This is a genomic window from Allomuricauda sp. CP2A (assembly GCF_001683915.1).
GTDB lineage: Bacteria > Bacteroidota > Bacteroidia > Flavobacteriales > Flavobacteriaceae > Flagellimonas.
The window spans coordinates 20115-34680 of sequence record NZ_LXTT01000062.1 but is presented as its reverse complement, the minus strand read 5'-3'; the positions used below and the strand labels follow the sequence as shown (position 1 = coordinate 34680).

General features: G+C 44.1%; 14 protein-coding genes. 7 read left to right on the top strand and 7 right to left on the bottom strand.

The genetic code is table 11. The annotated features are described in order from the left end of the window. Positions 1-996: THUMP-like domain-containing protein (locus A7D14_RS07440; protein ID WP_067032223.1), on the top strand; the 996-nt coding region annotated here is incomplete at its 5' end. A 3-nt stretch (positions 997-999) separates the two neighbouring features. On the opposite strand, the gene A7D14_RS07435 is transcribed toward A7D14_RS07440, so the two are convergent. From A7D14_RS07435 to A7D14_RS07410, 6 genes are all read right to left on the bottom strand, one after another. Then, positions 1000-1929, bottom strand: a complete 930-nt coding sequence (locus A7D14_RS07435; protein WP_255307409.1) for an alpha/beta hydrolase — start codon at positions 1927-1929, stop codon at positions 1000-1002. Positions 1930-1944: 15 nt separating this feature from the next. Further along, positions 1945-2652: a M15 family metallopeptidase gene (locus A7D14_RS07430; protein ID WP_067032217.1), complete on the bottom strand. Its 708-nt coding sequence runs from the start codon at positions 2650-2652 to the stop codon at positions 1945-1947. A 5-nt stretch (positions 2653-2657) separates the two neighbouring features. Next, complete coding sequence (locus A7D14_RS07425; RefSeq protein ID WP_067032214.1) at positions 2658-3386, bottom strand: dienelactone hydrolase family protein; 729 nt, start codon at positions 3384-3386, stop codon at positions 2658-2660. An 8-nt stretch (positions 3387-3394) separates the two neighbouring features. Further along, complete coding sequence (locus A7D14_RS07420) at positions 3395-3916, bottom strand: 5' nucleotidase, NT5C type (RefSeq protein WP_067032211.1); 522 nt, start codon at positions 3914-3916, stop codon at positions 3395-3397. Positions 3917-3986: 70 nt separating this feature from the next. Beyond that, positions 3987-4205 (bottom strand): hypothetical protein, encoded by a 219-nt coding sequence (locus A7D14_RS07415; RefSeq protein ID WP_067032208.1) that lies wholly within the window; start codon positions 4203-4205, stop codon positions 3987-3989. 17 nt (positions 4206-4222) lie between these two features. Continuing rightward, positions 4223-4723, bottom strand: coding sequence for a DinB family protein (locus tag A7D14_RS07410; RefSeq protein ID WP_067032205.1), 501 nt, complete (start codon positions 4721-4723; stop codon positions 4223-4225). A 275-nt stretch (positions 4724-4998) separates the two neighbouring features. Between A7D14_RS07410 and A7D14_RS07405 the strand changes: the two genes are divergently transcribed. The 6 genes from A7D14_RS07405 to A7D14_RS07380 all read left to right on the top strand — a co-directional run bounded on the left by A7D14_RS07405 (position 4999) and on the right by A7D14_RS07380 (position 12668). After that, on the top strand, positions 4999-5961 hold the full coding sequence (locus A7D14_RS07405) for a helix-turn-helix transcriptional regulator (RefSeq protein WP_067032232.1): 963 nt from the start codon (positions 4999-5001) through the stop codon (positions 5959-5961). 195 nt (positions 5962-6156) lie between these two features. Then, complete coding sequence (locus A7D14_RS07400) at positions 6157-7035, top strand: aminotransferase class IV (protein WP_067032202.1); 879 nt, start codon at positions 6157-6159, stop codon at positions 7033-7035. Beyond that, complete coding sequence (locus A7D14_RS07395; protein WP_218058515.1) at positions 7032-8630, top strand: N-acyl-D-amino-acid deacylase family protein; 1599 nt, start codon at positions 7032-7034, stop codon at positions 8628-8630. The genes A7D14_RS07400 and A7D14_RS07395 overlap by 4 nt, the downstream gene beginning before the upstream one ends. Before the next feature lie 11 nt (positions 8631-8641). Beyond that, a complete protein-coding gene (locus A7D14_RS07390) occupies positions 8642-9940 on the top strand; it encodes a M20/M25/M40 family metallo-hydrolase (RefSeq protein WP_067032200.1) in 1299 nt (432 codons plus the stop codon). A gap of 3 nt (positions 9941-9943) precedes the next feature. Continuing rightward, on the top strand, positions 9944-11581 hold the full coding sequence (locus tag A7D14_RS07385) for a serine hydrolase domain-containing protein (RefSeq protein WP_067032198.1): 1638 nt from the start codon (positions 9944-9946) through the stop codon (positions 11579-11581). A 1-nt stretch (position 11582) separates the two neighbouring features. Further along, on the top strand, positions 11583-12668 hold the full coding sequence (locus A7D14_RS07380) for a serine hydrolase domain-containing protein (protein WP_067032195.1): 1086 nt from the start codon (positions 11583-11585) through the stop codon (positions 12666-12668). A 40-nt stretch (positions 12669-12708) separates the two neighbouring features. Here A7D14_RS07380 and A7D14_RS07375 read toward each other — a convergent pair whose 3' ends face one another. Then, positions 12709-14520 (bottom strand): sodium:solute symporter family protein, encoded by a 1812-nt coding sequence (locus tag A7D14_RS07375; protein WP_067032192.1) that lies wholly within the window; start codon positions 14518-14520, stop codon positions 12709-12711. Positions 14521-14566: the final 46 nt, after the last annotated feature.

Below are 14566 nucleotides of genomic sequence, written 5' to 3'. Positions count from 1 at the left end.
AACATTTATTATCCCAATAAACTCAATATTGAGCAAACCAGCTCCGAAGAAACCGCCCACTACAAAGCCAATTTAGTGGATGGAAAAACACTATTGGACCTTACTGGGGGATTGGGAGTGGACACCTACTTTTTTTCCAAAAAAATCGACACTGTTTTTCATTGCGAAGTTGATAAAAATCTCAGTGAAATTGCCCAACATAATTTTGAGGTTTTGGGTTGCAAAAACATCATTTGTATTCCCGAAGATGGAATTGATTATTTAAAGCAAACGGATGAAAAATTTGATTGGGTGTATGTGGATCCCTCTCGCCGAAATGATACAATTGGAAAAGTGTTTTTATTAAAGGATTGTCTTCCCAATCTTCCCGAAAATCTTTCTTTACTATTTGAAAAAACCAAAAATATTCTGGTCAAAGCCTCTCCCCTTTTGGATATAAAACAGGGCATTGAGGAACTCCATTTAGTAAAGGAAATTCATGTGGTGGCCATCAACAACGAGGTTAAAGAACTCCTCTTTGTTTTGGAACTCGGGTACAAAGGCAAGGTGGCCATCAAAACCATGAACAAAACACATGAACAGGAAATGATGTTCAATTTCAACTTGGAGGATGAACAACCCATTGAAGTTGAATTTGATGAACCAAAAAGCTATCTCTACGAACCCAATGCAGCGATTCTAAAATCCGGGGGGTTTAAATCGGTAGCGGGTGCATTTGGTTTAAAGAAACTGCACTTGCATTCCCATTTATACACTTCTGATGGACTTATCGATTTTCCCGGAAGACGGTTTTTCATATCAAGGGTTCTGCCCTACTCCAAAAAGGTCTTGAAAGAATTCGCCCAGAAAAAGGCCAATATCACCACACGGAATTTCCCAATATCCGTAGCTGACCTCCGAAAAAAACACAACATAAAAGATGGTGGCGACACCTATCTATTTTTCACCAAAACCACAACCGATGCATTAATCGTGCTGGAGTGCCAAAAAGTATAGTAGTCATTCCAAATTTTCAAGCCAACTGTACAATAGCGTCATCCAATTCTTGAGTCGTCCATCTTGTAGCGCCAAAGAAAATCCATGTCCACCTTTGGGATAAATATGCATGGTTACCGGTATCCCTTCCTTTTTCAGTGCACTGAACATCAAAATGCTATTTTCAACAGGTACGGCATCATCGTCTTGGGCATGAAGCAAAAAAGTCGGTGGGGTGTTCTTGGTCACATTTTTGTTTGCAGAAAATCGGTTTGCCAAATCGTCCGAAGGATTTTCACCCAACAATGCCCCCTTGGACCCTGAATGGGTGGTTGCATTATCCATGGAAATAACCGGATAGATCAACGCCATAAAATCAGGTCTAGCACTTAAATCATCTGCAGCGTCCTGCTTTTCGTAAACGTTATCATCATAATGGGTTCCAAGGGTCGATGCCAAATGTCCACCCGCAGAAAACCCCATGATTCCTATTTTTCCTTCAGAAATATTCCACTCAGCTGCTTTGCTCTTTACCAACCGTATGGCACGCTGGGCATCTTGTAGGGGAACCACTTCTTTTCCTTCCACAATGGATTTTGATATGGGCAACCTGTATTTCACCACTATTCCGGCCACTCCTTGGGAGTTTAATGCCTTGGCCATATCAATGCCCTCCCAATCATAGGCCAATCCGTAGTACCCGCCTCCTGGAAAAATAACCACAGCCTGTCCGTTGGCACTTCGCTTTGCGGGTAAATAAACTTCAATGGTAGGCTGTTGCACATTGGTAATCCAATCAAATCGGTCTGTTTCAACTTTTTCCTTCTCGTTGGATGCTTTCTGATTGGGAATTTCATTGGGCCATAAGGGCATAATGGTGTCTTGTGCCGACAGGCTCATGGCCAATAATCCCATAAGGGACATAAAAATTGATGTGCGTTTTGAATGTTTCACTGTGTTTGTTTTTGGTTAATTAGTACAATTCCATTTAAAGTTGGCCACCCTGTCATTGGAAGCTGCCGATAAATTATAGTGCCACCACTCGGTCCTGATGGACCAAAACCCATGGGTTTCCATAGTTTCTTTCAACAATTTTCGATTCTCCAAAATTTCTTCGGGAAGGTCAAGATTATCGTGATAGGCTTTCTTGCCAAAGAAATCAAAATCGGTTCCCATGTCCAATTCGTTGCCCTCCATGTCCACCAAGGTTATGTCAACGGCTCCTCCCTTATTATGGATGGAACCCTTTACCGGATTGGCCACATATTGGGGGTTGGGCACTATTTCCCACATTTTGTACTGCACTGAATTGGGCCGGTAACAATCAAAAAACTTGATTTTCACTCCTTCTTTCATAAAATCCTTGTTGGCTTCTATCAATGCCTTGGCTGTTTTTACCCGGGTGTAGCATTCAGCACAATCATACACCTTTGCCTTTAAAAAATTGTTCTCGGTGGCATAGCGGATGTCATACGCAAAATCATCACTGAAATCGGCCAAACGAACAAAAGTGGTATCGGCCAGCCCCTCAAAAGTCTTTCGTTTTTTTTCTTTTTTAATGACCGTATCCACAACCTCTACTACAATTTGCTCTTGTTGTTCGGATTGCTTGCCATTTTGCTTTTCCCGACAATTGAAAAAGAAAAAAGCTATCAAAATTAAAACCAAATATCTCATTGCAATCAGTTTACGCGTTTCTGTTTGGCCAGCCATGTGTAGAGTGAATCGGTCGTGTATGCCCTATCCCAAGCATTATGTCCAACATCTTTATACCGGGTGTAAATGACATCATAATTCATTTCTTTGAGCTTTTCCACCATTTTATCGGACTCATCCACACGAATAATTTCATCCTTATCCCCATGAAAGACCCAAATGGGCATTTCTTTGTCAATCCAATGGGCATAAGGCAAGGGAGTCATACCGCACACTACCGCCATGGCCGCAAACTTTTGGGGATATTGGGTGGCCATTTCCCAAGCTGCGCTTCCACCCCTGCTGAGCCCGGTTAAATAAATTCGGTTTTTATCCACTCGGTTCGTTTCTACAATGGAATCCAATAATTGGGCAACGGCTTGGGTATTCCACCACTTTCTCTCATGGGGGTTCTGCGGGGCCAAGATCAAGAACGGGAATTGCTTTCCTTCCGCCAAAAGTTTTGGTGGCCCATTTTTCTTTACATGCAGCAACTCTCTTCCAGATTCCCCGCCTCCGTGCAAAAAGAGCAATAGTCCGAAGTCGGCATTCTCTTCCTCAAAATAGTCCTCTGGATAATACAAATAGTACCGAAGATCCTCTTTGGTCACGGTTTGTACCTCATCTTCCACCAATTGGGATTGTGCAGAACAAGCTTGATAAAAGAATGGGATTCCCAAAAGGATGACTTTGGAGATGGTTTGGCGAATTTGCATGCCCTAAGTTACAAAAGTTTGTCGGCGATTTCTTTCCAATTGTTGGCGCGCTCAAAATCTGTGGTATTGGTGTTATGTGGGGAGGTGTACATAATGCTCCGTCCATCAAACTTTTTTAGGTTTTTGCTACGGTCATCGATAAGCACATCCCCTTTTAAGATGAATTTGTCCCCACATAAAATTCGCTTTTTCCACGGAATAAATGGAAAGTATTCATCCAACCAATCCGACTTCTCCTTGAGAGAATGAGGGAACTCCATGGCTGCAGAGGCAATATAGACCTCATACTTTTTGTGCAATTCATAAAGTACCTCCTGACTATCTGGAATCACCTTGAGGTTTCTAAAATATCCTACTCTCCAATTGTGTCCTCTAACAGACTCTTGGTGTTCTTCTGGCACACATTGCCATGCTTCCTTGCCATAGCAATCTTCCAGTATGAGTTGGGCGTTGAACTCCTTGTTATATATTTCGAGGTGCGCCCCATACGCATCGGCCATCACCTCGTCCATATCCACAAAAATGGTCATGTTAAATGTTTTTGTGAAGTACGGGAAAACTCAATAAATGGTCAAAAAATAATTTTAAAAGATACTATGATCAATGCAGCTCTTCACAATGAAATCCACTTTTTTGCAAAAGTGATGAGATTGCAGGTGCGCTCAGACTTTGGGTTTCAACCCGGAGGATGTTATCGCAATCCTCCAAGTCGAAATTCCAATAGCCGTGCTGGTTTACCAATCGGTTCAGTAAAGGTTTCAGCTGTTGCACCTCATTTTTACCGGTAACCGATGTTTTAAATACCAATACGTTTTTCATTCCTTATGCAAATTAATTTAGCTACGGTCGTAAAAAAATGGTGGTTCCACACCCAATGAGCGTAAGTAGACATACCCTTGGGCCCGGTGATGTATCTCGTTGTCTATGAAATAAAAAATCTGGGAATGTACAGGTCCCTCATACTGCCCAAACAATTTGACGTGTTCCTGAAATTGCTCTGCTGGAATTTTGGCCCATAGCTCATTGATTTGTTCTGTGGCCTCATCCCACCATTGCAACATTTTAGCTTTACTATTGTCGTGATCTAAATTTTCGTCAAACTTTGAGGCTTTACCCGACACTATTTCCTGAAGCCCTGGCACAGCGATGGCCAGAAGTTCCGCCACCATCTGTGAAAAAGGACGCATTCCGCCAATGGAGTGGGTAAAGAACTCCTTTTCCGGAAATGCCTCGATGACCCTTCGGGTTACCCGTCGGTGTCCTTGCCAATGCTCCAAGAGTTGGGAAGGTGTAATGACCTGTGCTGTTTTGCTTTGCTTTTCTGCGGTGTTTTTCATGGTACATTGTTTTTATTTATTGATTCTGAAACCAAAGGTAAATGGGGGTTGTGACAACCCCGTGTCAGTAGAAAAAAGTGGTGGGTAAATTTTCTTTGTTGACAATGGGTTGTCATTGTTCCCACATAGTTTTGGAATTCAAAACCATCCCCTACATCCATTTTATTACACAATGAAATGGATATTGATACGGATGCAAAGTTGAAAGAATGAACAAAAAATGGCCTGCCTACCTTGGATTGAAATCCTATCTTTGGGAGATAGGTCGCTTAATTATGGGAATGGATACCGTTAAACGTTTTGACAGGATTGTGGCCATCTTGATCCAACTACAATCCAAACGCATTGTAAAGGCCCAAGAATTGGCTGATCGTTTTGAAGTAAGTCTTCGCACCATTTACAGGGATATTCGCACCTTGGAAGCATCCGGAGTTCCCATTGTCAGTGAAGCAGGTGTGGGCTATTCCATTATGGAGGGATACCGATTGCCCCCTGTCATGTTTACCCGTGAAGAAGCCGGAAGTTTTGTGGCCGCAGAAAAGTTGATGCAAAAATTCACGGACAAGTCATTGGGTACCTACTACGAATCTGCCATGTTCAAGCTAAAATCCGTTATGCGCGGAAAAGAAAAGGATTGGGTGGAAGCATTGGAGTCGCAAGTATCCATTTTTCCAGGGCAAGACCTTTTTAATGAAGCTATTCCCAATGCGCTTGAAATTTTGTTCGAAAGCATTGCAGAAAAGAAACAGGTGTTTCTTCGGTACGAATCCCTCCATGCCGATGATCCTTCTGAACGAAATATTGAACCTGTTGGGGTTTTTCATGAAAATAATTTCTGGTATATCTTGGGGTATTGTCACCTCAGAAAAGACTACAGACACTTCCGAACGGATAGAATCCTTCAAATTAAACGGACACCGAACAGTTTTATCCTTCAGCATGGCACCATTGATGAGCATCGACATAAATATGAGAATGTTCAAAAAACAAAAGTGCGTATATCGGTGAACAAGACGGTGGCCAAACACATACAGGGCAGCAAAAAATACTATGGCTTTGTATCCCAAAAAACAAAAAACAATCAGGTTGAAATGACCTTTATGACCACAGATTTGGAAAATGGGTTTGCCCGGTGGTATTTAATGTTTGGGGATTATGGCAAAATATTGGAGCCCGAAAGTTTAAAAAAGAGAATAGCAGAATTATTGCAAAAAAACCAGGACATGCTTTCAACATAACTGCACAAATCCTGCCTTATTTTTTTATCATATCCCAAAATTTTACTTCTTAAGGTTTAATCTTTTCAATCCATAAAAAATCCCATCACGAAATCTTACATAAGGTTTCAATTTAGAAAAATATCCTTTACCTTCACAGGTATTGCAAAAGGGCCGCCCTTGGTCGCTTTACACTTAAAACCAACCCTTAAAACTATGCTGCCTAAAGGTAATTTTCCAGAAAAAATCTTTTTGAACGGTGAAATCATTTCCAGTAGCCAAGCAACCATATCCGTCTTTGATCGCGGTTTTCTTTTTGGGGATGGCATTTACGAAGTCATGGTGCAATTGGAGAATGGACTTTTTTACAAAGATGCCCATTTGGAACGGCTTCAAAAGAATCTGGAGAAAATTGGGATTGTCTACAATGTGGCTGAAATGGATTCTCAATTGAATCCCCTTTTGATGGCCAGCAAGCTCGAAAACAAACCCTGTCTCATCTATATGCAGGTGACCCGTGGCGTGGCCCCCAGAAAGCATTCTTACCCAAAAGATGTGCCGCCAACCGTTATGATGTACGCCCTGCCCTATTCCCTACCCTACATCAACACAAAAAACATGCACACCATTTTGTGTTCAGATAATCGGTGGCTCCGGTGTGATATCAAATCAACATCGCTTTTGGGCAATGTCATGGCCAATGAAAGGGCCATGGAAGGAAATGCGGACGAAGCCGTTTTCGTCCGCAATGGATTCATCACCGAAGGCTCGCACACCAACATCTTTTTTATAAAATCAGGAAAAGTATACACCCATCCTGCCAATCAGCTTATTTTGGATGGTATCACCCGAAAGATTGTGCTGAAACTTTGCGAGGAATTGGACATTCCCATGATGGAAAAAGCCATCGGTGTGGATGAAATTGATGATATGGACGAAGCTTTTCTCACCGGAACCACCACCCAAATTGCCTCCATCGCCAAATTAGGTGACCATGTTTACCACGCACCGGAAGAAATTGGCGAAACCACTCAAAAATTACAGAAAGCCTTTGCCGGGCTTAAAAAATTGGAACCCTCAAAATTAGTATTGTGAACAACCCTAACGCAAAAATAGAAATCGTTTATATAACCAAAATCAGTTTGGTGCTTTGGTCTCTTATCCTATTTTCCTGTGGTGGACCTGAATATGACATTCTTATACTGAATGGAACCGTTTATGACGGTTCTGGAAATGCCCCTATTGAGACCGATATTGCGATAAAGGATTCCATGATCGTGGCCATGGGCGATTTGGATAAAGCTAAGGCAACTCGAATAGTTGAAGCCAACGGACTTGCCGTTTCACCTGGATTTATTGACATGCACACCCATTTGGAGCCCATTATGGAGCTGGCTTCATGTGAAAGCCATGTTAGACAGGGTGTTACCACAGCCTTGGGCGGGCCCGATGGAAGGTCCCCTTGGCCCCTCAAACCCTATTTGGATAGTCTCCAAGAAAAAGGCATTGGCATGAACGTAGCCTACCTCATTGGTCACAATACGGTACGGAAAAATATCATGGGATTGGAAAATCGTGCGCCCACCCAAGAAGAACTTTTGGCAATGGAAGCAGAAATTGACAGTGCCATGCAGGAAGGGGCCTACGGAATTTCAACTGGGCTCAAATATTTGCCCGGAGCCTTTTCAAAGGTTGATGAAGTCATAGCCTTGTCCAAAGTGGCTTCAAAATATGGAGGCATTTATACTTCGCACCTCAGGGAAGAGGGCTTGGGTCTTTTTGATGCGGTTGAAGAGGCCATCCAAATTTCAGCGGAAGCAGATATTCCCGTGGTATTGACCCATCACAAAGCCATTGGAAAACCGATGTGGGGTAAAAGTGTGCGCACCTTGGCCATGGTAGATTCTGCCCGTGCCAAAGGACTCGATATTAAAATAGACCAATATCCCTATACCGCCAGCTATACCGGAATTTCCGTGCTTATTCCCAGTTGGTCCATGGCGGGCGGTCAGGAAGCTTTTGATGAAAGGGCAACCGACCCCGTGCTCAGGGACAGCATAAAAAATGGGATAATATTCAACATCATCAATGATCGTGGCGGTTCTGATTTGGACCGAATTCAATTTGCCAAAGTGGAATGGCAACCCGATTTGGAAGGAAAAACCCTAAAATTTTGGGCCGAGCAAAAAGGTTTGGAACCTACGGTTGAAAATGGGGCCGATTTGGTCATTGAGGCCCAACTGAACGGTGGTGCTTCCTGTGTGTTCCATGCCATGGCCGAAGAAGATGTGACCCGAATTATGCAACACCCACAAACCATGATCGGCTCGGATGGCCGATTGGTGGAACCCGGCATGGGTCACCCGCACCCCCGCTGGTATGGAACATTTCCAAGGGTATTGGGTCATTATGTTAGAGAAAAAAAGACCTTGGAACTTACCGAGGCTATTCGCAAAATGACGCAATTGCCTGCCCAAAGCCTAAAATTGACGGATAGAGGAATGTTGAAGGAGGGTATGCGGGCAGACATCACCATCTTTAACCCTGAAACAGTAATTGACAAAGCCACTTTTGAAAAACCCCACCAATATCCAGAAGGAATCGATTTTGTCATTGTAAATGGAGTTTTTGCTGTGGACAATGGTAAATTCCATGACGTTAGGTCTGGAATCGTATTGAGAAAAAAATAGACGCAATAGATATGAAACAAATTATTACAGGGTTGGTATTGGCCGCTTTTCTGCTGCCCAACATGATAAAGGCACAGGAAAGTCCAGGGATTGAAAAGAAATATACCAAGGAAATTGACCGTTTGGCAAAGGCTAAAAAGGTTCAAGCCGCATTTGCTGTTATTGAGGAACAAGAAGACCAGACCATGAAGGATTTGGTCACCTTAACCGAGATATTGGCACCACCTTTTGGAGAAGATAAAAGAGGCAAAGTCTTTGCGAAGATGTTGATGGAAGCTGGTATTGACAGTATTTGGACGGACAAAGTGGGCAATGTAATCGGTTTGCGAAAAGGAACCTCTGGAGAACCAGGTTATGTGGGCGTAGATGCCCATATGGATGTTGTTTTTCCGGAAGGTACCGATGTTACCGTCACCAAAGTGGGCGATACCTTGAAGGCACCGGGAATAGGTGACGATACCCGAGGGTTAGCCATGCTCCTCAGTATGCTGAAGGCCATGAACAAAGCGGAAATCAAGACCGAAAAAGACCTCCTCATTGTGGGAACCGTTGGGGAAGAAGGCCTTGGCGACCTGCGCGGCATGAAATATATGTTCAACGAATCTGGTTTGGATATCGATGCTTGGATTGCCATAGATGGTGGTAGTTTGGGGCGAATCAGCAATGCTGGATTGGGCTCCAAGCGATATAAATTGATTGTCAATGGAAAAGGAGGGCATTCTTGGGGCGATTTTGAGCTTGCCAATCCGCACCATGCCTTGGGCAAGGCCATTGATGTCTTTTCAAAAGATGCATGGGCCTATACTTCGGGTGATATTCCCAAAACCAGTTTCAATGTGGGGCGCATTGGCGGTGGAACCTCTGTCAATTCCATCCCCTTTGAATCGTGGATGGAAGTGGACATGCGGGCCATCGACCCAAAAAATCTGGATGAGATTGAAGCTATTTTCAAAAAATCGGTGGAAAAAGCCATCACCGAATATAATGCCAGTGGCATTACGGGAGAAGTGACCTATAAATTGGAACAAATCGGTGACAGACCTTCCGGCGAACTCCCCGCTACCCTACCCTTGATTCAAAGAACGATGGCCGCAACCCAATATTTTGGGGTGGAACCGGTATTGAACAGGGGCTCTACTAATATCAATATCCCCGTTTCCAAAGGCATTCCATCCGTTTGTATTGGTCGTGGAGGCAAAGGAGGGGGAGCACACTCGCTTCATGAATGGTACATGAACGATGAGACAGGGGCAGAATCCATTCAATTGGCGTTGTTGATTACTCTGGCGCAAGCTGGACTTGAAAAATAATCCATGACAAGAATTTTTGCCAAATCGCTCTTTTGTATTGCATTTCTCTCTTTGGGTTGCGTATCGGCCCAAATAGAAAATAAAATTGCCCAGATTGATAGCCTATTCCTGGATTGGAACCGTCCCAATCATCCAGGGGGTTCCATAATGGTGATGCAAGGAGATGAAATGGTATTTTCCAAGGCTTATGGATTGGCCAGCATGGAATACTTGGTGCCCAATACCACTGGAACCCGGTTCAATGTAGCCTCTGTTTCCAAGCAGTTCAGTGCTTTGGGGATTGTTTTGCTTCACCTTCAAGGAAAACTTTCTGTGGATGATACCATTGATGCTTATATTGATGGGCTTCCGGATTTTGGCAATAAAATTACCATTCGGCACATGCTGCACCACACCAGTGGATTGCGAAGTCTCCATGCTCTGTTTGCATTGGCTGGATGGAGGAACGATGATGTGCGGACCAATGCCGATTTGGACCGAATTATTGCCCAACAGCAAGACCTCAATTTTGAGCCAGGCTCCGAATACATGTATTGCAATACCGGATATATGTTCTTGGCCAACATTATTGAAAAAGTAACTGGAAAGTCCTTTGTGGAATATATGAAAGGTGATGTTTTTGAGCCTTTGGGAATGCATGACACCTATGTGGAAGCGCAATACGATCGCATTGTACCCAACAATGCCACATCCTATGACGCTACAGAAGATGGTTTTGTTCGGGCTGTGGAGTATTGGGGGTATGTAGGTTCGGGAAATATCCATACCACAACAGCTGACCTTGCAAAATATCTGAAGAATTATTACGAGCCATCTTCAGGCTGGGAAAAGGCTTTTGAAATGATGCAAACCGCGGATCCGCTGAACGATGGGAACGTCAATCAATATGCCTTTGGGGTGGTGGTGGATGACCTCTATGGAATGAAACGCATCGGCCACGGAGGTTCCATTGGTGGATATCGTTCCAATATTTCCGTTTTCCCTGAAAAACAGACCTGTATTGTGGTGCTAACTAATTTTTCATCCTCTTCCCCGGCCACAAAAGCTACAGACATCGTAAAAATCCTTTTTGATAAGGCCAATGGCCCAAAAAAACTGAAAACAGTCAACGTTTCTAAGCCGCAATTACAATCTTATGTGGGCATGTACTGGGATGATATTACCTATCAAGAGAGAAATGTCGAAATTAATGCAGATACCCTCTACTTGGGCAATGGAAATTCCAAAGCATTCTTTCTTCCCACCGATAAGGAAAAGTTTACCGCAATGTATTCAGAAAATGATTCACATATCGTATTTGAGGATGGTAAAATGATATTTTACCCGGAAAGTGGAAAACCAATGGTTTTTGAAAAATTCACTGAACAAAAATTGACGCCCCAGCTCGCTGAAGAATATACAAGCACTTATTTCAGTCCCGAAATAGAAACCTCATATACTATCCATTATCAGAATGACTCACTTTATGCCCACCATATCCGACATGGAAAATTATCCCTTCATCAAAAGCAAAACGACCTTTTGGAGGGAACATATCCACTGAACTTCCTAAAATTCAAGCGTAATGCTGAGGAGGAAATCGAGGGTGTGTTTATATCCAACGGTAGGGTACGAAATCTTTGGTTCAAAAAAACAGATTAGTATGATGAAATCAATTCCACATTATTCAGGTAAGCATGTATTGATACTGCTCTTTTTATGTTGCACATGCGTAACAGCACAGGTATTTCCAGACCGGGTTTGGCACCGAGCTTCGGAAAGTGAGGCCAAAGCATGGCAAAATGAAAAAGCCGAAGCTTTCCACGAATATTTGGTGGACAGCACAAAAATTACTGGCTTGATGATCGTTCACAAAGGCAAGGTGGTTTTTGATTATGGGGACCTAGAGGAACTGAGTTATATTGCCTCAATACGGAAAAGTGTGCTCTCCATGCTCTACGGACAGTATGTTGAGGACGGTACCATTCGCCTTAACAAGACCATCAAAGAATTGGGCATTGATGATGTGGAGGGGATTTTGCCGATTGAACAAACTGCAACAATACAAGATATCATTTCGGCAAGGTCTGGAGTCTACCATCCTGAAGGGTATCCGGGCGGAATGCAGGAATACGCCCCGGAACGGGGTTCCGTTGAACCGGGAACCCATTGGTTGTACAGTAACTGGGATTTTAATGTGGCCGGGCACATTTTTGAACAGGAAACGGGAAAAAACATTTATGACGAAGTGGAACGTCAACTAGCGAATCCACTGCACATGCAAGATTGGGACCGCTCCATACAGCAGAAACAGGGCAACACCTCAATCTCCAAATATTTGGCCTATCCCATGTGGTTTTCAACTCGGGATATGGCGCGTTTGGGCCTTTTAATGCTGAACAAAGGAAAATGGAAGGATGTTCAGGTCATCAGTGCATCTTGGGTTGATGAAATGCTGACATCCCGCACTTCCCATGAAGAATTGAACAAAAATGTCCCTGTTTTTCATGGTACTGGGGTGAATTATGGCTATGGCTATATGTGGTGGCTGTGGCAGGATGTGAGCGACCCGCGTTTTGAGGGTGCCTACTCAGCGAAAGGAGCAATGGGGCAGAACATTACCGTTTATCCCGCCATTGAAACTGTGCTGGCATTTAAGACCAAGGCAGCCTATGGGCGTAGAAATTCTTCAGAGGTACGCATAAAAGTGGCCCAAAAGGCCGCAGAAATCTTCAATAGGGAAGACTAGCTGGTTTTTGGGCCATTTTAATCTTGACACTGCTTTGTTCCTAGACAATGGTGGCTTTAATTTGACGCCATTTCAAAATCAGGACCGCACCGGAAATCAAGGCGACAATGGTTAAGATCACCGCACCCGTCCATCTTCCATAAATCCAATATCCCGTGGCAAACAAAAGACTATAGATCAAAACCGTACCAAACAACATCGCCTGTATACCGTTGGGCACGCTCCATTTTTCTCCATTGTCCAACTCAGTGCCCCCTGCCCTGGCCTCTTGCACGATCTTTTTCCAACCGGGACCTCCAGGGTTTATCTTCTTGTAAAAGCTGTTCAGCACTTCGGTGCTCTCCGGAGAGGTTGCATATGTTGCAATGAGCCAAGCTGCCGTTGTAACGATGACCACAGTGGGGTACTCCATCCAATCCGGTAAGATTCCGGATTCCGTGGCGAACAAATGGTCCCCGAGTGGTGTAAGTTTGAAGAGCAAGGACAATATCCCTGAAACGAACATGGCGGTGATCTCGCTCCATGCATTGATCCGCCACCAAAACCACCTGAGAATAAAAATCAATCCCGTTCCGGCACCAAATACGAGCAACACTTCAAAGAGTTGAAGGGCATTTTGCAATAAAAGTGCTAAAAGGGCACTCAATATCATCAGTCCAACCGTGGACAATCTTCCCACGGCCACCAATCGTTTTTCGGATGCTTCCGGGTTCACCCGTTGTTTATAAAAATCATAGACAATATAGGACGATCCCCAGTTGAGCTGGGTTGATATGGTGGACATGTAGGCGGCCACCAACGAAGCCAAGACCAACCCCAACAATCCTGATGGCAGTTTGGTCAACATGGCGGAATAGGCCAGGTCATGCCCCAATTTATCCTCGGTCACAATGGGGAAAGCTTGTTGCAGGCTCTCCAGATCGGGAAACACCACCAAAGAGGCAAGAGCTACCAAGATCCAAGGCCATGGGCGCATGGCATAGTGCATGATGTTGAAGAAAAAGGTGGCCCCAATGGCATGCTTTTCATTTTTGGCCGATAGCATCCGTTGGGCGATATAGCCCCCGCCCCCTGGCTCGGAGCCTGGATACCAAGAGCTCCACCACTGTACGGCCAATGGGATGATCAATAGGGTGATTAGGGTATGGGCATTGCTGGTGTCCGGCAAAATATCCAGTTTGTCCTTGACGTTCTCATTGGACAACAGGGCCTCCAATCCACCAACTTCGGGAATGTTCACCAAATAATAGGCGGCACCAATGGCTCCCCCCATCGCAACGAAAAAGAGGAGAAAATCGGTATAGACCACACCTTTAAAGCCTCCCACTGCACTGAATATCACTGTGATCAAACCTGCACTCACCACGGTCTGCCAAGGTTCCAATCCAAGCATTATCCCCCCAATTTTTATGGCGGCCAGTGTCACTGCGGACATGGTGATCACATTGAAGATGACCCCTAGATATATGGCCCTGAACCCTCTCAAAAAACGGGCGGGCTTGCCACCATACCTGAGTTCATAAAATTCGAGGTCGGTATTCACATTGGATTTTCTCCAGAGCCGTGCATAAATGAACACCGTCAAAAGTCCTGTCAGCAAAAAGGCCCACCAGACCCAGTTTCCTGAAACGCCGTTGGTACGGACAATATCGGTCACCAAATTGGGCGTATCCGTGGAGAAAGTAGTGGCCACCATGGATATCCCCAACAACCACCACGGCATGGATTTGCCGGAAAGGAAAAATTCGGAACTGTTCTTTCCCGAGCTTTTTGACACATAGACCCCAATGCCCAGGGTTATGGCAAAAAATCCGAAGATGATGATTAAGTCCCAAGTGTTCAGTGATATCATACTATGTAATATTAAAATCGGATTATGTTAGAAAAGTAAAGTACAA